Below are 20476 nucleotides of genomic sequence, written 5' to 3' on the forward strand. Positions count from 1 at the left end.
TCATGACCCAAGTGCTCGACACACCCCTGGAACCGGTCACCCCGGTGTCCCGCGCCGCGCGCACCGCCCGCCGCAGGGCCCTGCTGGAGTGGGTGGCGGTCCACGCCCTCGGGGTGGCCGCCGCGCTGTTCTTCGTCCTGCCGTTCGTCTTCGTCCTCCTGACCTCCCTGATGAGCGACACCCAGGCGCTCAGCCGGGACCTGATCCCGCACACCTGGGAGTGGGGCAACTATAAGTCCGTGCTCAATGCCCCTGGCTTCCTCACCTGGTGGCGCAACACGCTGGTGTACGCCGGCCTCGGCACCGTCCTGACCGTGGTGTCGTCGATCCCGGTGGCGTACGCGCTCGCCAAGTTCCGCTTCCGGGGCCGGAACCTGTCACTCATGCTGGTGATCTCGATGATGATGCTGCCGCCGCAGGTGGTCATCATTCCGATGTACCTGTTCTGGGCGAAGCAGCTGGACCTCTCGGGCACCCTGTGGCCGCTGATCATCCCGATGGCGTTCGGCGACGCGTTCTCCATCTTCCTGCTGCGCCAGTTCCTGATGACCATTCCCGACGAGTACCTGGACGCGGCGAAGGTGGACGGCTGCGGCGACCTGCGCGTCCTGCTCAGGGTGGTGCTGCCGATGGCCCGGCCCGGCATCGCGGCCGTCGCGCTCTTCCAGTTCTTCTACGCCTGGAACGACTACTTCGGTCCGCAGATCTACGCGTCCGAGAACCCCGGCGCCTGGACGCTCAGTTACGGCCTGGAGTCCTTCAAGGGCGCCCACCACACCGACTGGAACCTCACCATGGCCGCGACCGTACTGGTCATGGCCCCCGTGATCCTCGTGTTCTTCTTCGCCCAGAAGGCGTTCGTCGAGGGCGTCACGCTCACCGGAGTGAAGGGTTGACCAAAGTGAAACTGACCGTGGTCGGCGGAGGCTCGACCTACACGCCCGAACTCGTCGACGGCTTCGCCAGGTTGCGGGACACCCTGCCCGTCGAGGAACTCGTCCTCGTGGACCCGGCCGCCGACCGCCTGGAGCTGGTGGGGGGCCTGGCCCGCCGCATCTTCGCCAAGCAGGGCCACGGCGGCCGGATCACCACCACCTCCGACCTGGACGCGGGCGTCGAGGGCGCCGACGCGGTGCTGCTCCAGCTCCGCGTCGGCGGTCAGGCCGCCCGGCAGCAGGACGAGACCTGGCCGCTGGAGTGCGGCTGCATCGGTCAGGAGACCACCGGCGCGGGCGGCCTCGCCAAGGCCCTGCGCACGGTCCCGGTCGTCCTCGACATCGCCGAACGGGTGCGCCGCACCAACCCCGACGCCTGGATCATCGACTTCACCAACCCCGTCGGCATCGTCACCCGCGCCCTCCTCCAGGCCGGGCACCGGGCCGTCGGGCTGTGCAACGTGGCGATCGGCTTCCAGCGCAGGTTCGCCGCCCTGCTCGGCACCACCCCGCACGACGTCCACCTCGACCACGTGGGCCTCAACCACCTCACCTGGGAGACCGGGGTGCGCCTCGGCGGCCCCGGGGGCGAGGACGTCCTGCCGCGCCTGCTCGCGGAGCACGGCGACGCCATCGCCGGCGACCTGCGGCTGCCCCGCCCCCTCCTGGACCGGCTCGGCGTGGTCCCCTCGTACTACCTGCGCTACTTCTACGCGCACGACGAGGTCGTGGCGGAACTGCGCACCAAGCCGTCCCGGGCCGCCGAGGTGGCGCGGATGGAGGCGCAACTGCTGGAGATGTACGGCGACCCGGCGCTCGACGAGAAGCCCGCGCTGCTCGCCAAGCGGGGCGGCGCCTACTACTCGGAGGCGGCCGTCGACCTCGCGGCGGCCCTGCTCGGCGGTGGCGGCACCCCCCACCAGGTGGTCAACACCCACAACCGGGGCACGCTGCCCTTCCTGCCCGACGACGCGGTGATCGAGGTGCAGGCCGCGGTCGGCCCCAAGGGCGCGGCCCCGCTGCCCGTCGCCGAGGTCGACCCGCTGTTCGCGGGACTGGTGGCGAACGTGACGGCGTACGAGGACCTGGCCCTGGAGGCGGCGCTGCGCGGCGGCCGGGACCGGGTGTTCCGGGCACTGCTCGCCCACCCGCTGATCGGCCAGTACGCGTACGCCGACACCCTCACCGACCGACTGATCGCGCACAACCGGGAGCACCTCGCGTGGGCCTGACCGCAAGTGTCCTCGCCATCGACGCGGGCAACAGCAAGACCGACGTCGCCGTGCTGACCCGGGAGGGCACGGTCCTCGCCACCGCGCGCGGGGGCGGCTTCCGCCCGCCCGCGGTGGGCGTGACGGAGGCGGTCGACGCCCTGGCCGACGCCGTCACGCGCGCCTACGCCGCCGCCGGCGTCACCTCCGTCGCCCATGTCTCGGCGTGCCTGGCCAACGCCGACCTGCCGGTCGAGGAGGAACAACTGGCCGCCGCGCTGCACGCCCGCGCGTGGGGCGGCTCGGTGGAGGTCCGCAACGACACCTTCGCGATCCTGCGCGCCGGAGTCGCCGAGCCCCGCGGGGTCGCCGTGGTGTGCGGGGCCGGCATCAACTGCGTCGGCATGCGCCCCGACGGCCGCACCGCCCGCTTCCCCGCGATCGGCCGCATCTCCGGGGACTGGGGCGGCGGCTGGGGGCTGGCCGAGGAGGCGCTGTGGCACGCCGCCCGCGCGGAGGACGGGCGCGGGGAACCGACCGCGCTGACACGGACGCTGCCCGGCCACTTCGGCCTGGACACCATGTACGCCCTCATCGAGGCGCTGCACCTGGAGCGGCTGCCGACCGCCCGCCGGCACGAACTGACACCGGTGCTGTTCGCGACGGCCGCGGACGGCGACCCGGTGGCCCGCGCGCTGGTCGACCGGCTGGCCGAGGAGGTGGTGACCATGGCCGTCGTCGCCCTGACCCGGCTGGACCTGCTGGACGAGGAGACCCCGGTGCTCCTGGGCGGCGGAGTGCTGACCGCCGGGCACCCCCGGCTCGACGACGGCGTACGGAACCTGCTGGCGGCCCGCGCCCCCAAGGCGGTGGCCCGGATCGTGACGGCCCCGCCGGTCCTCGGCGCGGCCCTGCTGGGGCTGGACCGGGTGGCCGCGGGAACGGCCGCGCAGGAGCGGGCGCGGGCCCACTGGGAGTCCTGAGGCCGGCCGCGCGGGCACCGGGGAACCGAAACGATTTCCGCAGCGTATTCATGGACAGAGGGTGTGCCGCGGCAACGGTTCGCCACGTGCCGATCAAGAAGCGGTGAAGGCCGGTGCGGATGTCGGTGCCGGCGGTGATACTTGGCGGCGACGGATGACCCCGGGGGAGGTCGAAGTGGCACATCCGCCCAAGAGCAGTGCGGCGCCGCCGGAAGCGGAGCCGGCGTCCGCCGCGCCCTCGGTGCCGGCGCGGCCGGCACCGTCCGCACGGGTGCCCGGCGCGGTGGTACCGCGCCCGCCCGCGCCCGCCCGCCGTACGGCGTTCGCCGAGGGCGCCGACCGGCTGCGCGCCGCCGCGACCACCGAGCCGGGCCGGCTGCGCGTCATCGGGGCCCTGCTGGCCCTGCTGGTGGTCGCGTTCGGCGCGGTCGCCGCCTGGCAGGCCACCGAACGCACGGCGGCAGCCGACGACGTACTGCACAGCAGCCAGCCGCTCAGCTCGGACGCGGCCGACATCTACCGCTCCCTCGCCGACGCCAACACGGCCGCCTCCAGCGGTTTCCTCGCGGGCGGCCAGGAGAGCGCCCAGACCCGCGACCGGTACGAGAAGGACATCCGCACGGCGGCGGCCAAGCTGGTCACGGCGGCCGCCAGTTCGGAGCCCGACTCGCCCTCGGCGGCGGCCATCTCACGCATCAACACGCTGCTGCCGCAGTACAAGGGCCTGGTCGAGCGCGCCCGCACCTACAACCGGCAGGGCTACCCGGTCGGCGGCGCGTACCTGCGCTACGCGAACAACGTGATGCAGAAGCAGATGCTCCCGGCCGCCGAGGACCTGTACAAGAAGGAGAACCAGCGGCTGCGCGCCGACTACGGCGACGCGACGCCCTACCCGTGGGCCGCCATCGCCCTCGGCGTCCTCGCGCTCGGCGCGCTCGCATGGGCCCAGCACCGCAGCTACCGCCGCACCAACCGGGTCCTCAACCACGGTCTCGTCGCCGCGACGGCCACCGCGACGGTGGTCCTGCTGTGGCTGGTCGTCGGGCACACCGTGGCCCGCGCGGACCTCAACGGCTCGTACGACAACAGCGTCCGCTCGCTCAACGTGCTGCACGACGCCCGCATCGCCTCCCTGAAGGCGCGCGGCAACGAGAACCTGAGCCTGGTGGCCCGCGGCGCCGACACGATCAAGGTGGGCGACGAGACGTACGACGCCTACTACTACGACTTCGACAAGGACATGGACACCCTCGGCAAGGGCCTCGCCGAGGCCCGGCGGCTCGCCGACGACACGGCGGGCAGCGGGCCGGTGACGGCCGCGCAGGGCAACATGACGGTGTGGAAGCAGCGCCACTCCTCCGCCCGCGCCGAGGACGAGAACGGCAACTACCAGCAGGCCCTGGACAAGGTCATCGGCGCCAAGGACGCGACCGGCGAGTGCTTCGACAGCGTGGACGCCAACCTGGCGCGCGCGCTGACGCACGAGGAGAACGAGTTCAGGCGCTCGGCCGGCGACGGCCTGGGCGCGATGACCGGACTGCCCGTCGGCGCCGCCGTCCTCGCCGTCCTCGGCGCGGCCGGCGCGGTGCTCGGCATAGGCCGCCGGCTTTCGGAGTACCGGTGAGAGGGGACACGGCGATGTTCGCTCGCGGTGACGACGACCGCCCCGGGGACGCGGCCCCGCGGCCCGGCAGGCTGCGGGCCTCCCTGCGGGGCTGGGGCGGCGTGGGCGCGATGGCGGTGGTGTGCGCCCTGGCGCTGGCGTGCGCGCTGCTGCTGCCGCTCACCCAGGCGCACCGGCACGGGGCGCCGCGCACCGGCGGCCCCGGCCTCGCCACGGGCAGCCAGGCGCGCGCCGACGCGTGCGAGGACCCGGAGAAGCAGACGCTCGCCCCGTCCGGCGCGGACGGCCCCACGATCGACGCGATCAAGTCCCGTACGGGCGCCAAGCGCAAGCTGATCGTCGGCGTCGACCAGAACAGCTACCGCTGGGGCTACCGCAACCCGAACAACAAGAACGCGCAGCTGGAGGGCTTCGACATCGACCTCGTGCACCGGATCGCCCAGGACATCCTCGGCGACCCGGACGCGGTCCAGTTCAAGGCGATCCCCACCAGCCAGCGCATCACGGCGATCCAGGAGGGCCGGGTCGACATGGTGGTGCGCACCATGACGATCACCTGCGACCGCGTCGGCCAGGTCGCGTTCTCCGCCCCGTACTTCAAGACGGGTCAGCAGGTGCTCGCGCCCAAGTCGTCGCCGGTCACCGGGTACAACGACTCGCTCGCCCGGCAGCGGATCTGCACGGCGGCCGGCTCGACGGCGTACGCCAAGCTCGCCGAGGACAAGAAGACGGGCCGGCTGCCGGCCTCCACCGACATCACCCTCACCGTCCCCAACCAGCTCGACTGCCTGGTCAGGCTCCAGCTCGGCGAGGCCGACGCGGTGGTCACCGACGGCGCGCTCGCCGCGAGCCAGGCCGCCCAGGACCCGACGGTCGAGCTCAAGGGCGACGCGTTCACCACCGAGTACTACGGCGTGGCGATGAAGCGGGACGCGGACGACCTGGTGCGCCGGGTCAACCGCATCCTGGTCGACTACCGCGCGGACGGCTGGCAGGCGTCGTACGACCGCTGGCTGTCGGCGACACTGGGCGAGGACGCGAAGGCGTCGGAGCCCCCCGCGCCGCAGTACCTGCGCACGGGCTGACGCGCGTCGGGCGGGCGATCTTCGGGCAGTACTCCAGACGAACGGACCGACAAGGACCCATACAGCAGCGAGAGGTGATCGATGGGCGGCACGGACCCCGCCGGGCCGGTGCTGGACCGGGACGATGTGGACCGTGCGCTGGCGCGGCTCGGCGCGGAGCACGAGGCGATCGAGACCTCGCTCCTCGCCCTTCAGGACCACGCCGGCCGCCGACTCCTCGAAGGAGCCGAACTGACCGGCACGACCAAGGAGCGCTGGGCGGCGACCGAGGCGTCGATCACGCTGCTGTGGGCGTACTTCGACGCGTACACCGACGCCTTGCGCCACGCCCGTGAGATCCGCGCCCGGCGCCGCTGGTCCAGCCGCGAGGACCTGGTGGAGCTGACGGAGCTGCTGCACGGCGAGTCGGTCACCGTCGCGGACAGCGCCCTGGCCGCCGCGCACGCGCCCGGACTGCTCCAGGCCGGGGGGCGGCTGAGCGAACGGTTCACGCTGGCGGGCCTGGTGGACCGGATGAACGACCTGTACGCGAGCTCGCTGGACACGGTCGTCACCGCCGACGCGGTGTGGTCGGCACTGCCCGCGCGGATCGATTTACTGGCCGCGGAGCTCCAGCGCACCCGCAGGCTCGCGCACTCGGTGGGCGTGCGCCCCGGCGAACACCCGGCGGGGGACGACCTGGAGCGCATCACGCGCACGCTGACGAGGCTGCGCGAGGACGTCATCTCCGACCCGCTGGCCTTCTGGGTGCCGGCGCGGGGCAGTTCGGCCCCGGGCGGCGGCCGTCCGGACACCGGGGTGTACGACCGGGAGGCGCGCGCCCTGGAGGACGTGCGCCGGGAGATCGACGCGGTGCTGACGGTCCGCCAGGACGCGGAGGCGCGGCTGATCAGGCTGCGGGACGTGCTCTCGCGCGCGGACCGTACGCTGGCCGAGGCCCGCACCGCGCGCGGCGAGGTCCTGGCGAAGATCGCGGCGACGGAGGTGCCGGTGGTCAGCGGCCCGCCCACGGTGCTCCAGGAACAGCTGGCGGCGGCCGCCGAGTACCGCAGGTCGGCCCAGTGGCACCGGCTGTCCCCGCTCCTGGAGTCCCTGGAGGAGAAGGCGGAGGACGAACTGCTGCGCGCCCGCGAGTCGTTGACGGCGGTCACCGCGCCGCTCGCGGTCCGCGCGGAACTGCGCGGCAGGCTCGACGCGTACAAGGCGAAGGTGGCCCGGCACGGGCTCGCCGAGGATCCGCTGCTGATCGAGCGGTACGACGCCGCGCGCCGCATGCTGTGGAGCGCGCCCTGCGACCTGCGGGTCGCGGAGGAGGCCGTGCTGCGCTACCAGCGGGCGGCGGCCGAGCAGTTCGGCGGGGAGCGGGTGCCGCAGCAGGGCGGGCCGCAGGACCGAGGGGGGAGTGATCGGCCATGAGCGGGCCGGGGCAGCCGTGCCAGCGGCCGGGCTGCGAGGGGTCGTACGAGGACGTCGGCGGCGGTGAGCTGTACTGCGACACCTGCGGGCTCGCGCCGGTGGTGTCCCCGACGGGCTCGGTGGGCTCGCCGCCGACCGGGGTCGCCGGGGGCGGCGGGGACTCGTCGGGCAGCGGGAGTTCGCGCTCCAGCGGGCGCAGCGCGCGTACGTCGTCGCAGTCGTCGCGCTCGTCGCGGTCGCGGCGCTCGGTGTCGGGGCGGCTGTCGCGGTCGGTGTCGGGGACGTCGACCGGACGTTCGGTGTCGGTGCGCAGCTCCGGCTCCTCGGCCGGGTCGTCGGGGCGCGGCCGGCTGGGCGCCGGCCTGGTCGCGGTGCCGCAGGTGCCGCGTCCGGACCCGCGCGCGATGGTGCTGGAGAACCCGGAGGTCCCGGAGCGCAAGCGGTTCTGCTCGCGCTCCGACTGCGGTGCGCCGGTGGGGCGTTCGCGCGGGGACCGGCCGGGGCGCACGGAGGGCTTCTGCACCAAGTGCGGGCACCCCTACTCGTTCGTGCCCAAGCTGAAGGCCGGGGACGTCGTGCACGGCCAGTACGAGGTGGTGGGCTGTCTGGCCCACGGCGGGCTGGGCTGGATCTACCTGGCCGTGGACCGCGCGGTCTCCGACCGGTGGGTGGTCCTCAAGGGTCTGCTGGACACCGGGGACCAGGACGCGATGGCCGCGGCGATCTCGGAGCGCCGGTTCCTCGCGGAGATCGAGCACGCCAACATCGTGCGGATCTACAACTTCGTGGAGCACCTCGACCAGCGCACGGGCTCGCTCGACGGCTACATCGTCATGGAGTACGTCGGCGGGAAGTCGCTCAAGGAGATCGCCAACGCGCGCCGCACGCCGGAGGGCAGGCGGGAGCCGCTGCCGGTGGAGCAGGCGTGCGCGTACGGCATCGAGGCGCTGGAGGCGCTGGACCACCTGCACAGCCGCAACCTGCTGTACTGCGACTTCAAGGTCGACAACGCGATCCAGACCGAGGACCAGCTGAAGCTGATCGACATGGGCGCGGTGCGGCGGATGGACGACGACGAGTCGGCGATCTACGGCACGATCGGCTACCAGGCGCCGGAGGTCGCGGAGGTCGGTCCCTCGGTGGCCTCGGACCTGTACACAGTGGGCCGTACGCTGGCCGTGCTGACGTTCGACTTCCAGGGCTACACGAACGTGTTCGTGGACTCGCTGCCCGACCCGGACGGCATCGAGGTGTTCCGGCGGTACGAGTCGTTCTACCGGCTCCTCGTGCGGGCCACCGATCCGGACCCGGCCCGCCGGTTCGGCTCCGCGCAGGAGATGGCGGAGCAGCTGACGGGTGTCCTGCGCGAGGTGGTCTCCCTCCAGACGTCCCGCCCCCGCCCGGCCCTCTCGACCCTGTTCGGCCCCGAGCTGAGGGTCACGGACACGGAGTTGTTCCCCCGTCTGGAGGGCGACGTGTCCCGGCTGGGGGCCCGGCCGTCCCGGCTCGGCCGGCTGCGCCGCAAGCCGCTCGCGGCGGCGGGCACGGCGCCGCGGGGGCTCGGCTCCCCCTCGGCTCCCGGGGGTTCACCGAAGCCGGTGGCCGGCACCGCCCCGGTGCCCGGCTCCCCCCTCACCACGGCCGCGACCCATGTGGCGGGCCGGGGAGGTACGGCAGCGGGCGGCGTCCTCGCGGCCGGGGCCGCGTCCGGCGGCGCCTCCGGGGCCCTCGTCCCGGCACCCGCGCGGGGCGGAACCGCGCACGGAGCCGTGTCCGCCGGCTCCTCCCACGAGGCAACGGCACCCGACGGTGCGCTCGCTCCCGTCGCACCCGCGCGGGACGGCACCGCGCACGGTGGTGTGTCCTCGGTGGCCGGTGCCCCCGCCCACGGCGACACGCCCGGCGGGCACGCCCCCGGCGATCTCACATCCGGCGCTCCCGAGACCCCCGGACTGGTCAAGCCGGTCGCCGCGGCGCCCGCCGCCCTCGCGCTGCCCGTCCCCCTGGTCGACCCGACGGACCCCAACGCCGGGTTCCTGGCGGGGCTGATGGCCTCCGCGCCCGGTGAGCTGATCGCCGCCCTCGCGGCCGCGCCGGCACAGACCGTCGAGACCCGGCTCCGGCAGGTCCGCGCCCTGCTGGAGAACGGCGACGCCGACGCCGCGCTGGTGTCACTGGCCGAACTGGAGGACGAACGGCCCGACGACTGGCGGGTGGTGTGGCACCGGGGCGTGGCCGCGCTGGTCACCGGGGACCACGAGGTCGCCGCGCTCGCCTTCGACGCCGTCTACGACGCGTTCCCGGGCGAGACCGCGCCCAAGCTGGCGCTCGGCCTGTGCGCGGAGGTGCTGGGCCAGTTGGACAACGCGGCCGAGTACTACCGGCTGGTGTGGTCGACCGACCCGGGCTTCGTGAGCTCGGCGTTCGGCCTCGCCCGCGTACAACTCGCCGCGGGCGACCGCCGTGCCGCCGTGCGGACCCTGGAGTCGGTGCCCGAGTCGTCCGTCCACTGCACCGCCGCCCGCGTGGCCACCGTTCGGGCGCGCCTCAGACAGCGTACGGCGACCGCCGTCGACGTACCGTTCCTGGACGACCTGACCGCCGCCGCGGGCCAGGTGGAGGCCCTGGAGGCGTACGGTCTCGACCCGGCGCGACGCGAGCAGTTGTCGGCGGAGGTCCTCGGCAGCGCCCTCGACTGGATACTCTCCGGGGGCCAGGGCGCACAGCAGGCCGTCGGCGGACGGGTGCTCCTCGGCAGCGGACTGGACGAGCGGGGACTCCGCTTCGGTCTGGAACGCTCGTACCGCACGCTGGCCCGGCTCGCGACCGGCGGCGAGGAGAGGATCGACCTGGTGGAACGGGCCAACCGTTACCGCCCTCGGACGTGGGTGTAGTTGATGTCGCAGATGCCCCAGCAGGCCGCACTGTCGAAGTGCCCGAGCTGCGCGGAGCCGCTCGAGTCGGGTGACCGTTTCTGCGGTGCGTGCGGGTACGACCTTTCGGTGGTGCCCGCCCCGCCCCAGGACCACCCGACGCTCACCATGAGCGGCTTCGGCGCCCCGGACCGCGGCGTGGACTGGCCGATGGCCTCCACGCCCGACGGCTCCGACACGCCGGGGGCGGTGCATCTGCCGACCGATCTGCCGGGCACCGACTCGGGCGGCGCCCCCCTGTCCGCGCCGTCGATCCCGCCGCTGCCGTCGATCCCGCCGCTGCCCTCGGTCCCGCCGCTGCCGTCGGTCCCGCCCCAGGCGGCGGGACCGGGTGTACGGTTCGACCGGCCGCCCGAGCCGGACGACTACCCGCTCCAGGCACCCGATCCCCGGGTGACCGCCACTCCTTCGAAGGAGACCAAGATGTGCGTGGCCTGCCGCGCGGGCCGCGTCGACGACGACGGCTACTGCGAGAACTGCGGGCACGCGCAGCCCCGCGAACGCGACCACATGGAGCAGGAGTCGGGCCCGGTCGCCGCGGTCAGCGACCGCGGGCTGCGCCACCACCGCAACGAGGACGCCTTCGCCGTGGCGCACACCGCGCTGCCCGACGGCGCGCCGGCCGCGCTGGCCGTCGTCTGCGACGGCGTGTCCTCGGCGACCCGCCCGGACGAGGCGTCGCTCGCCGCGTCCCGGGCCGCCGCCGCCGCGTTGCAGGCCGCCCTGCCGCGCGGCACACATCCGCAGCAGGCCCTGCACGAGGCGATCGTCGCCGCGTCGCAGGCGGTGAACGCGCTGGTGGCGGAGCCGGCCGAGGCCCGTGAGCACACCCCGCACCAGAACGCCCCGGCGTGCACGATCGTCGGCGCGGTGGTCACCGCCGGGCTGCTGGTCGTCGGCTGGGTCGGCGACAGCCGGGTCTACTGGGTGCCGGTGGACCGCGCGGCGCCCGCGGCCCGGCTCACCGAGGACGACTCGTGGGCCGCGCAGATGGTCGCCGCCGGCCTGATGAGCGAGGCGGAGGCGTACGCCGACGAGCGCGCCCACGCGATCACCGGCTGGCTGGGCGCGGACGCCTACGAACTGGAGCCGCACACCGCGTCGTTCAAGCCGGACCGGCCCGGCGCGGTCGTGGTCTGCACGGACGGCCTGTGGAACTACGCGGAGACGGCCGAGGAGATGGCCGAGGCCGTGCCGCTCGACGCCGCCGCGCGCCCGCTGCACGCGGCCCGCGTGCTGGTCGGCCACGCGCTGGACGGCGGGGGCCACGACAACGTAACAGTGGCCGTGCTGCCGTTCCCGGCCCCGTCGGCCGGGGCAGGATCGGGCTGAGGCCACCCATAACGGCCGCACGGGGCACAGAGGACACAGAGGGACACGCTAGCCGCACACGGGGTGGCCCGCGCGAGGCCGGAGGGGACCGGCCCGCGCACGGAGGTCGCCCACGGTCCGTGGAACGCAGAGGGGGAGCAGAACAGCCATGGCCAATTTCTCGAAGTCGAACGTGCCGCAGTTCTCGGTGGACGTGTACCAGAACGAGTACCTGCCGGAGGGCGGCCGTGAGGTCAACGCGATCGTCACCGTGACGTCCACCGGCGGGGGGACGGTCGGGAGCGCGGTCACGGCGCCCCACCTCTACGCGCCGGGCGACGGCCCCTCCGCCGCGGTGGCGATCATGGTCGACTGCTCGGGCTCGATGGACTACCCGCCGACGAAGATGCGCAACGCGCGCGACGCCACGGCCGCCGCGCTCGACACGCTGCGCGACGGCGTGCACTTCGCGGTGATCGGGGGCACGCACCTCGCCAAGGAGGTCTACCCCGGCGGCGGGCGGCTCGCGGTCGCCGACGCCACCACCCGCGAGCAGGCCAGACAGGCGCTGCGCCGGCTGAGCGCGGGTGGCGGCACGGCCATCGGCACCTGGCTGGGCCTCGCCGACCGGCTGCTGTCCACGGCGGACGTCGCCATCCGGCACGGCATCCTGCTCACCGACGGGCGCAACGAGCACGAGACGTCCGAGAGCCTGCGCGCCGCCCTCGACGCCTGCGCCGGACGCTTCACGTGCGACGCGCGCGGCGTGGGCACCGACTGGGAGGTGAAAGAGGTCACAGGGATCGCCTCCGCCCTGCTCGGCACCGCCGACATCGTGGCCGATCCGGCGGGCCTGGCCGACGACTTCACCCGGATGATGGAGACGGCGATGGGCAAGGAGGTCGCCGACGTCGCCCTGCGGGTGTGGACCCCGGTGGGCACGACCATCCGGTACGTCAAGCAAGTGGCACCGACGGTCGAGGAGTTGACCGGCCGCCGCACCGAGGCGGGCCCGCGCGCCGGGGACTACCCCATCGGTTCCTGGGGCGACGAGTCCCGCGACTACCACCTGTGCGTCGAGGTGCCCGCCGCCGGGATCGGCCAGGAGATGCTGGCCGCGCGGATCTCGCTGGTCGTGCCGCAACCCGACGGCAGCACGCAGAACCTGGGCGCGCAGGGTCTCGTACGGGCCGTGTGGACCGACGACATGGCCGCCTCGACCTCGATCAATCCCCAAGTCGCCCACTACACCGGGCAGGCCGAACTCGCCCAGGTCATCCAGCAGGGGCTCGACCTTCGCAAAGCGGGCGATATGGATGGAGCAACGGCCAAACTGGGCCGGGCCGTTCAGCTCGCCGGCGCCTCCGGCAACGCGGATACTGCGAAACTGCTTGCGAAGGTGGTGGACGTGGTCGACGCCGCGACGGGTACTGTGCGACTGAAGGCGAGGGTCGAGGAAGCCGACGAGATGACTCTCGAGACGCGGTCCACCAAGACCGTCCGCGTGAAGAAGTGACGACGGTCGACTCAGGAAGACCCTGACAGAGAGAGGGACGCCCCGACATGCCGACCTGCCCGAACGGACACCAGTCGGGTTCCGACGACTGGTGCGAGGTCTGCGGTCACCGCATGGCCGGTGCCGTACCCCCGCCTCCCCCGCCACCGCCCCCCGGCGGTTACGGCTTCCCGCCGCCCGGCCCCGCCGGCGGTCAGGGCCGCCCGCACCTGACCGCCGTGCCGGACCCCGAGCTGTGCCCGCAGTGCCGTACGCCCCGTGAGGGCGGTGCGCCGTTCTGCGAGGAGTGCCGGTGGAACTTCCTGACGAACACGGCGACCTCGTACACCCCGGCCGCGCCGCCGCGCCAGCCCGCGCCCAACCAGCGCTTCACCCCGCCCGGCCCGTCCTACGGCGGCGGTGACTCCTACGAGTACCAGGGCTCGCGGCCCTCGCAGGTCAACCGGCCGGCCGAGCCGATCCCGCCCTTCGGTGGCGACCCGTCGGGTCCGCCGCCGTTCGGCGACGACCGCGGCAACGGGCGCGCGGGCGGGCCTGGCAGTCCCGGCGGGCCCCAGGGCTTCGGCGGCCAGGGTGGGCCCGGCGGTCCTCCCGGCTTCGGCGGCGGTCCTGGCCCCGGTGGTCCCAGTGGTCCTGGTGGTCCCGGCGGCTTCGGTGAGTACCCGGGCGCGGGTGGCCCCCCGGGGTTCGGCGGACAGGGTCCCACCGCGCCTCCCGGCCCGCCCGGCCCCGGCCGTCCGGGAGCGCCCGGTGCGCCCGGCGCCTTCGGTGGCGACCCGTCGCGCCCTGGGCAGCCCGGTCCCGGCGGCACGGCCGGCGGCGCCCCGCAGGGGTACCAGCAGCCCGCGCCGCCCGCGTTCCCGCAGGAGACCGGCCGCCCGCCCGGGGGCCCGTCCTTCGGCGGCGGTGACGACTGGGTGATCTCCCCGCCGTCCTCCGCGGGCCCCGCCGGCCCGGCCGGTGGCCACGGCGGCTACGGCTATCCGCAGCCCGGCGGCACCCAGGCGCCGCCGAGTCCCGTCTTCCCTCAGGCCCCGCAGGGCCCGGCGACCTGGACGGCTACGATCGGCCCGGACCGCGACTACTTCATGGCGATGATGCAGCGCTCCGGCCCGGAGGCGGCGGGGCTCAACCTGCCCGCCTACTCGCCCGAGCAGCGGCGCACGCTCACCGGCAACCAGGTCACCATCGGCCGCCGCCGCCACTCCACCGGCGACACCCCCGACATCGACCTGTCCGTGCCGCCGGAGGACCCGGGCGTCTCGCACCAGCACGCGGTGCTGGTCCAGCAGCCGGACGGCAGCTGGGCGGTCGTCGACCAGAACTCGACGAACGGCACGACGGTCAACGGCGGCGAGGAGCCCATCCAGCCCTTCGTCCCCGTGCCGCTCCAGGACGGCGACCGGGTGCACGTGGGCGCCTGGACGACCATCACGGTCCGCCGCGGCTGAGCCACCGGGCGAGGAGGGCACCAGGGGCCGCGGGGTTCACGGCTCGGGCAGCGGCCAGGCGTCGGGCCCCCGCGGGTCGTCGAGCCACGCACGCTCGCCCTCGTCGTCGACCGTGACGCCGTACCGCCGCCGCTCGGGCCTGCCCGCTCGCTCCCACAGCGTGTAGGCCTCGGCGGGGGCGAGCGCGCCGCGGCAGAGCGCCAGCAGGAAGCGGAACAGCTCGTGGCCGCGGACCCGGCGCGGCACCCCGGCCGGTTCCGCGTCCTCGGCGGGCGCCTCCCCCGGGTGTGCCGTACCGCCGCCGCGCAGCGGCACGAAGTAGGCCGGGGTGGACAGGAAGCGGCCCTCGGCGTGCCCGGCGTCCCGCACGGTCAGCACAAGCAGCCCGCCCGCCATCGGGGCCAGGACGCGGGCACCGGGGCGGCACTGGGCGAGCCAGGCGCGCGGGACGGCCGACAGGGCGCAGGTGGCGATGATCCGGTCGTAAGGGGCGCGTTCGGGCACTCCGCGCGCGCCGTCGCCGGTGACGACGACCGGGTGGTGTCCGGCCGCCGCGAGGTGGCGCCGGGCCGACTCGGTGATCTCCGGGTCCAGGTCGACCGTGGTGACGAGGTCGTCGTCGCCGAGCCGGTGGGCGAGCAGGGCCGCGTTGTAGCCCGTGCCGGTGCCGACCTCCAGGACCCGGTCGCCGTCGGCCACCTCCAGTTCGGCGAGCATCACCGCCATCAGCGAGGGCTGGCTGCTGGAGGAGAGCAGTTCGCCGTCGCGCACCAGGGTGGCCAGCGGGACGTCGGCGTAGGCACCGCGCAGCCAGTTCTCCCGGGCCCGCGGATCGGGGTCCCCGCCCCAGCGGCACTCCTGGCCGCCGAGCCCGCCGAGCCCTCCGGTGAAGTAGTACGGCACGAACAGGTGCCGGGGCACGGCGGCGAACGCCTCCCGCCAGACGGGGTCGCGGTCCCAGGCCCCGCTCGCCCCGATCACCCGCACCAGCTCGTCCCGCGCGGCCCCGGCGATCCCCCGGCCGTCCCGGTCCGGAGCGTGTACGCCCATGTGTCCACTGTGCGGCGCCGGGCGCCCCCTGTCACGGGCCCCCTCACGGCCCCTGCCCCGGCCTCCCTGTCGACGCCCCCGTCACGGCCGCCCGTCACGGCCCCGCCGGATCGGTCCTAGGCCTTGAGTCCTGGGCCACCTCGTCTGAGACGATGGAGGGGTGAGAGAGATTCGGCGCGGCACTCTTCAGGAGAAGACCTTCTACGAGCAGGTCGGCGGGGAGGAGACCTTCCGTCGGCTCGTGCACCGTTTCTACGAGGGGGTCGCCGAGGACCCGGTCCTGCGGCCGATGTACCCCGAGGAGGACCTCGGTCCGGCCGAGGAGCGGATGACCCTGTTCCTCATGCAGTACTGGGGCGGCCCCACGACGTACAGCGAGCAGCGCGGCCACCCCCGGCTGCGCATGCGGCACGCCCCGTTCACCGTCGACCGGACCGCGCACGACGCCTGGCTCGCGCGCATGCGGACCGCGGTCGAGGAGCTGGGCCTGTCGGAGGAGCACGAGCGCACGCTCTGGGACTATCTGACGTACGCCGCCGCCTCGATGATCAACACCCCGGACTGAGCCGCGCCGAGCCCCCTCCGAACCGGACCCCGGGAGGTCCGGAGTCCGGGCAGCGGCGCCGGGTGACCGGCGCCGCTCAGTGGGCGTTGACGGTGACGCCCAGGGAGCCGAGGCCCGCCCGGCGGACGGCGATCGAGCCGTAGGGCGTGCGCAGCCGCAGCCATGCTCCCGACGAGAACAGCCCGGGGCGCTCGGCGGAGCCGGGCCGCAGGAACCCGAGGGACTGCGCGGCGTGCACGGCCCGTACGGGAAGGCCGGTCTCCCCCACCGTCCGGGACCAGATGTCGCGCCCGATGCGGTCGAGTTCCGTCCGGGTGCGCCACTCCTCGGGCAACTCGCCCGTACGGGAACGGAATTCGGCGACGACCGCGCCGACCAGGGCGCGCAGCGCGTCCGGTGCGGGCAGTCCGGGCTCGGGACGCCAGCCGCCGCGCGGCGGCAGCACACCGGCCCACGGCGGCCCGGTCACCGCCCCCGGAACGCCGGCCGTGGCGGCCGACTCGTCCACGGACTCCAGGAGTTCACCCGCGGACACCGTCACGTCGAGCGTGGCGTCCAGCCCCTTCTCGTACGGCTTCGCCAGCCGCACCGCACGCACGGCGAGCACCTCGAAGGAGGGCGGTCGCCCGAACACGGCGAGCACGGTGCCCGCGGCCTGGAGGCGCACGGCGGCGCCGCGGTCGTAGTGCAGCAGCCGGGAGAGGAAGGCGGCGAGATCCGCCGCCTCCCCCTCGTCGGCCAGTTGGAGCACCGTCATGCGGCGACGGCCTCCTCCTCGTCCCTGTACTCCGCGAGGAAGTCGCGTTCCTCCGCGGTGATCCGGCGCGGGCGCTGGGCCTCGAAGTCGAAGGGCACGATCACCGTCGAGGCCCGGACGTAGACCGTGTCGCCGTCCTTCACCTCGTAGGTGAGGGTGAAGGACGCCGCCCTGATCTCCGTGACCCACAGCTCGATGTCCACTGGCGCGTGCCGGTGGACGAGCTGCCGCTTGTAGTCGATCTCGTGGCGTGCCACCACCGACCCCTGCCGGAAGTCCTTGTCCGGACGGAACAGGAAGTCGATACGGGCTTCCTCCAGGTAGCGGAGGAAGACCACGTTGTTGACGTGGCCGTACGCGTCCATGTCCGCCCAGCGCAACGGGCAGCGGTAGATGTGCCGCAAGATCAGCCCCGGGTCAGCTTCTTGTAGGTGGCACGGTGCGGACGCGCCGCGTCCGGGCCGAGCCGCTCGACCTTGTTCTTCTCGTACGACTCGAAGTTGCCCTCGAACCAGAACCACCGCGACTCACCCTCGTAGGCGAGGATGTGCGTGGCGACCCGGTCCAGGAACCACCGGTCGTGGGAGACCACGACGGCGCAGCCGGGGAACTCGAGCAGCGCGTTCTCCAGGCTGGAGAGCGTCTCGACGTCGAGGTCGTTGGTCGGCTCGTCGAGGAGCAGCAGGTTGCCGCCCTGCTTGAGGGTGAGCGCGAGGTTGAGGCGGTTGCGCTCGCCGCCGGAGAGCACTCCGGCCGGCTTCTGCTGGTCGGGGCCCTTGAAGCCGAACGCGGAGACGTACGCCCGCGAGGGCATCTCGACCTGGCCGACGTTGATGTAGTCCAGCTCGTCGGAGACGACGGCCCACAGCGTCTTCTTGGGGTCGATGTTCTCGCGGCTCTGGTCGACGTACGAGATCTTGACGGTCTCGCCGACCTTGATGCTGCCGCCGTCCGGCGTCTCCAGACCCTGGATCATCTTGAACAGGGTGGTCTTGCCGGCGCCGTTCGGGCCGATGACGCCGACGATGCCGTTGCGCGGGAGGGTGAAGCTCAGGTCGTCGATGAGGACCTTCTCGCCGAACGCCTTGCTGAGGTTGTTCACCTCGACGACGACGCTGCCCAGCCGGGGGCCCGGCGGGATCTGGATCTCCTCGAAGTCCAGCTTCCGCATCTTGTCGGCCTCGGCGGCCATCTCCTCGTACCGCGCGAGACGGGCCTTGGACTTGGCCTGGCGCCCCTTGGCGTTGGAGCGGACCCACTCCAGCTCTTCCTTGAGCCGCTTCTGCCGCTTGGCGTCCTTCTGGCCCTCGACCTTGAGGCGGGTGGCCTTGGTCTCCAGGTACTTGGAGTAGTTGCCCTCGTAGCCGTGCAGCCGGCCGCGGTCGACCTCGCAGATCCAGCCCGCGACGTTGTCGAGGAAGTAGCGGTCGTGGGTGACGGCGACGACGGTGCCGTCGTACTTGGCGAGGTGCTGCTCCAGCCAGTTCACCGACTCGGCGTCGAGGTGGTTGGTGGGCTCGTCGAGGAGCAGCAGGTCGGGCGCCTCCAGGAGCAGCTTGCAGAGCGCGACGCGGCGCTTCTCACCACCGGAGAGGTTGGCCACGGGCCAGTCGCCGGGCGGGCAGCCCAGTGCGTCCATGGCCTGCTCCAGCTGAGCGTCGAGGTCCCACGCGTTCGCGTGGTCGAGCTCCTCCTGGAGCTTGCCCATCTCGTCGAGCAGCGCGTCGGAGTAGTCGGTCGCCATCAGCTCGGCGATCTCGTTGAACCGGTCGAGCTTGCCCTTGACCTCGGCGACGCCCTCCTGGACGTTCTCCAGGACCGTCTTCTCCTCGTTGAGCGGGGGCTCCTGGAGGAGGATGCCGACGGTGTAGCCGGGCGACAGGAACGCGTCGCCGTTGGAGGGCTGCTCCAGCCCCGCCATGATCTTCAGCACGGTCGACTTGCCGGCACCGTTCGGACCGACGACGCCGATCTTGGCACCCGGGAGGAAGCTCAGGGTGACGTCGTCGAGAATCACCTTGTCGCCGTGCGCCTTGCGCGCCTTGCGCATGGTGTAAATGAACTCAGCCAAGAGAAACCGTCCGGCAGCTTGAAATCAGGCAGTGGGCAGATACACCCCATCTTGCCTGACCGCCACCCCTGGATGGAAACCCGTATGGTCGAGCGCCCCTGACCTGCGGCTTCACCGGTGGCTCCTGCGAGCCGGCCCCGGCGTGGAGGTCATCGGTGACCGGAGGGTGATGATCGACGCCCCTTCCGGGCTTCCGGAACACCTGGTGGCGGCGAGCGTCGACCGACGGCCGGTGCTGCACACCATGCATGATCCGGCTGCGAGGAGTGCGGCACGCGCCGGCCGTCGTGCTCGACCTGACCGCGTGCGCGGTGGCGGACCGACAGCGCACCCCCCGCCATGGCGACCTGGCGCGACCTCGCGGTCGGCGCCCTGCGACTGAACGGCGCGAAGAACATCGCCTCCGGCCGTCGCCGCAATGCGCGTGACGCCCACCGACCCCTCACGCTCCTCGGCCTCGCCCGAGCACGAAGTGGACGTCACTCGACTACGCCGAAGCCCTGAGGCTGTCGCTGAATAACTTCAGGCTTTGATCTCGGTCAGGCGGACTGCCTCACGAGGCCATCGAGCGGAACGGAAGGCGCATGCGTTCCCGGCGTTCCCTCAGGCCGAGACCGAGAGGTAACGCCGCCTCAGATGGTCGGGGTGTCGTCAACAACCGGCCGGTGAATCTCAACGACCGGCTTCCACCCCGCCGAGAACTCGATGAAGTCCGCACGGGTGGGGTAGGTGTCGATCGCGCGACGGTCACGCTTGGGACTGTCGCCCCCCTTGCGCCCCCGGAGAATCTGCTCCTCGAAGATGTCGACCTTCACGTCGGGAACCTCCTTGAGGCCCTGGCGCCAGATCTGCACGATGTCGGCGCCGAACGCCTGCCGGGCCGCGGCGTAAAGGGCCGTGAGGGCCCCCTTGTCCCCACCAGGGACGAAAAGTGCCAGGTCCAGCACGACACCGGCGGACTGGAGGACCTCGATGGTCACCGAGCCGTTCTCGTCGGCCAAGTAGATTCCGGCTTCATTCTCGTCGTCGGGAAGACAGGAGACCTCTTCCTGGAACACGGTCCTCACCGTGATCGAGCCGCCCTCGAAATCCTCACCGGACTTGGTCAGAAAAGCAGGGACATAGCAGTCGGGAAGCTTGAGTTCTGCCGCGTCGGCAGAAACGAAGATCCTGTCCTTCACGCCGAGCTTCGTCACCTCTTCCAGCGAAAGGCGGCGAGCGGCGATCTTCTCCGTGTTCACGATTTCCCTTTCAGGTTGCACTGTCCCTGCGAACAAGGACGCTACCACGAAACCCCGAGGTCAACTGCCCAGTAATCTTAGGGTGAATGGCCTCCGCCGACCTGCACGGGAGGACACCGAAGCGAGTGCCACTCGGCCGGGAACACGCATCCGCCAGACAGTGTCCCTCGCCATGGTGTTGGGGATCAACTGGCGGTTGCATTTGGGTGCGTTGGGTAGCACGGAGGAACCAAAAGAGAGTTTACGGCAGATATCACCCATATCCCCTTCGGGGAGGACTTCGGCGTGGTCATGCCGGGTGCGAGACCGGGAAGATCAGCCTCAAGG

General features: G+C 72.9%; 16 protein-coding genes. 11 read left to right on the top strand and 5 right to left on the bottom strand.

The features are described 5' to 3' along the window. Positions 1-2: 2 nt before the first annotated feature. The 10 genes from AB0F77_RS14585 to AB0F77_RS14630 all read left to right on the top strand — a co-directional run bounded on the left by AB0F77_RS14585 (position 3) and on the right by AB0F77_RS14630 (position 14465). Entirely contained in the window at positions 3-896 is an 894-nt protein-coding gene (locus AB0F77_RS14585) for a carbohydrate ABC transporter permease (RefSeq protein WP_361946975.1), read from the top strand. Positions 897-901: 5 nt separating this feature from the next. Beyond that, on the top strand, positions 902-2167 hold the full coding sequence (locus tag AB0F77_RS14590; protein WP_361947122.1) for a 6-phospho-beta-glucosidase: 1266 nt from the start codon (positions 902-904) through the stop codon (positions 2165-2167). Beyond that, a complete protein-coding gene (locus AB0F77_RS14595) occupies positions 2158-3129 on the top strand; it encodes a BadF/BadG/BcrA/BcrD ATPase family protein (protein WP_361946978.1) in 972 nt (323 codons plus the stop codon). The genes AB0F77_RS14590 and AB0F77_RS14595 overlap by 10 nt, the downstream gene beginning before the upstream one ends. A 175-nt stretch (positions 3130-3304) precedes the next feature. Further along, complete coding sequence (locus AB0F77_RS14600; RefSeq protein WP_361946981.1) at positions 3305-4753, top strand: hypothetical protein; 1449 nt, start codon at positions 3305-3307, stop codon at positions 4751-4753. 110 nt (positions 4754-4863) lie between these two features. Continuing rightward, the gene (locus AB0F77_RS14605) at positions 4864-5838 is read left to right on the top strand and encodes a glutamate ABC transporter substrate-binding protein (RefSeq protein WP_361947125.1); all 975 of its coding nucleotides are present in this window, start codon (positions 4864-4866) and stop codon (positions 5836-5838) included. 81 nt (positions 5839-5919) lie between these two features. After that, entirely contained in the window at positions 5920-7254 is a 1335-nt protein-coding gene (locus AB0F77_RS14610) for a hypothetical protein (RefSeq protein WP_361946984.1), read from the top strand. Then, a complete protein-coding gene (locus tag AB0F77_RS14615) occupies positions 7251-10148 on the top strand; it encodes a tetratricopeptide repeat protein (protein WP_361946987.1) in 2898 nt (965 codons plus the stop codon). Before AB0F77_RS14610 ends, AB0F77_RS14615 begins: the two co-directional genes overlap by 4 nt. Before the next feature lie 3 nt (positions 10149-10151). Continuing rightward, the gene (locus AB0F77_RS14620; RefSeq protein ID WP_361946990.1) at positions 10152-11519 is read left to right on the top strand and encodes a PP2C family serine/threonine-protein phosphatase; all 1368 of its coding nucleotides are present in this window, start codon (positions 10152-10154) and stop codon (positions 11517-11519) included. 148 nt (positions 11520-11667) lie between these two features. Further along, positions 11668-13014, top strand: a complete 1347-nt coding sequence (locus tag AB0F77_RS14625) for a VWA domain-containing protein (RefSeq protein WP_361946993.1) — start codon at positions 11668-11670, stop codon at positions 13012-13014. A 47-nt stretch (positions 13015-13061) separates the two neighbouring features. Beyond that, complete coding sequence (locus AB0F77_RS14630; protein ID WP_361946996.1) at positions 13062-14465, top strand: FHA domain-containing protein; 1404 nt, start codon at positions 13062-13064, stop codon at positions 14463-14465. Between the two features lie 36 nt (positions 14466-14501). On the opposite strand, the gene AB0F77_RS14635 is transcribed toward AB0F77_RS14630, so the two are convergent. Further along, positions 14502-15515 (bottom strand): methyltransferase domain-containing protein, encoded by a 1014-nt coding sequence (locus AB0F77_RS14635; RefSeq protein ID WP_361946998.1) that lies wholly within the window; start codon positions 15513-15515, stop codon positions 14502-14504. A gap of 160 nt (positions 15516-15675) precedes the next feature. Here AB0F77_RS14635 and AB0F77_RS14640 point away from each other — a divergent pair, with 160 nt between their 5' ends. Then, positions 15676-16080 carry a globin gene (locus tag AB0F77_RS14640; protein ID WP_361947001.1) on the top strand — a complete coding sequence of 135 codons (405 nt, stop codon included), beginning with the start codon at positions 15676-15678 and terminating at the stop codon, positions 16078-16080. Positions 16081-16156: 76 nt separating this feature from the next. Here AB0F77_RS14640 and AB0F77_RS14645 read toward each other — a convergent pair whose 3' ends face one another. The 4 genes from AB0F77_RS14645 to AB0F77_RS14660 form a co-directional block, all read right to left on the bottom strand. Then, positions 16157-16837 (bottom strand): hypothetical protein, encoded by a 681-nt coding sequence (locus AB0F77_RS14645; protein WP_361947004.1) that lies wholly within the window; start codon positions 16835-16837, stop codon positions 16157-16159. Beyond that, entirely contained in the window at positions 16834-17241 is a 408-nt protein-coding gene (locus AB0F77_RS14650) for a thioesterase family protein (RefSeq protein ID WP_361947007.1), read from the bottom strand. The genes AB0F77_RS14645 and AB0F77_RS14650 overlap by 4 nt, the downstream gene beginning before the upstream one ends. 2 nt (positions 17242-17243) lie before the next feature. Further along, the gene (ettA, locus tag AB0F77_RS14655; protein ID WP_361947010.1) at positions 17244-18908 is read right to left on the bottom strand and encodes an energy-dependent translational throttle protein EttA; all 1665 of its coding nucleotides are present in this window, start codon (positions 18906-18908) and stop codon (positions 17244-17246) included. Positions 18909-19540: 632 nt separating this feature from the next. Beyond that, on the bottom strand, positions 19541-20149 hold the full coding sequence (locus AB0F77_RS14660) for a hypothetical protein (protein WP_361947013.1): 609 nt from the start codon (positions 20147-20149) through the stop codon (positions 19541-19543). Positions 20150-20476: the final 327 nt, after the last annotated feature.

The sequence above is a fragment of the Streptomyces sp. NPDC026672 genome (assembly GCF_040638185.1).
GTDB lineage: Bacteria > Actinomycetota > Actinomycetes > Streptomycetales > Streptomycetaceae > Streptomyces.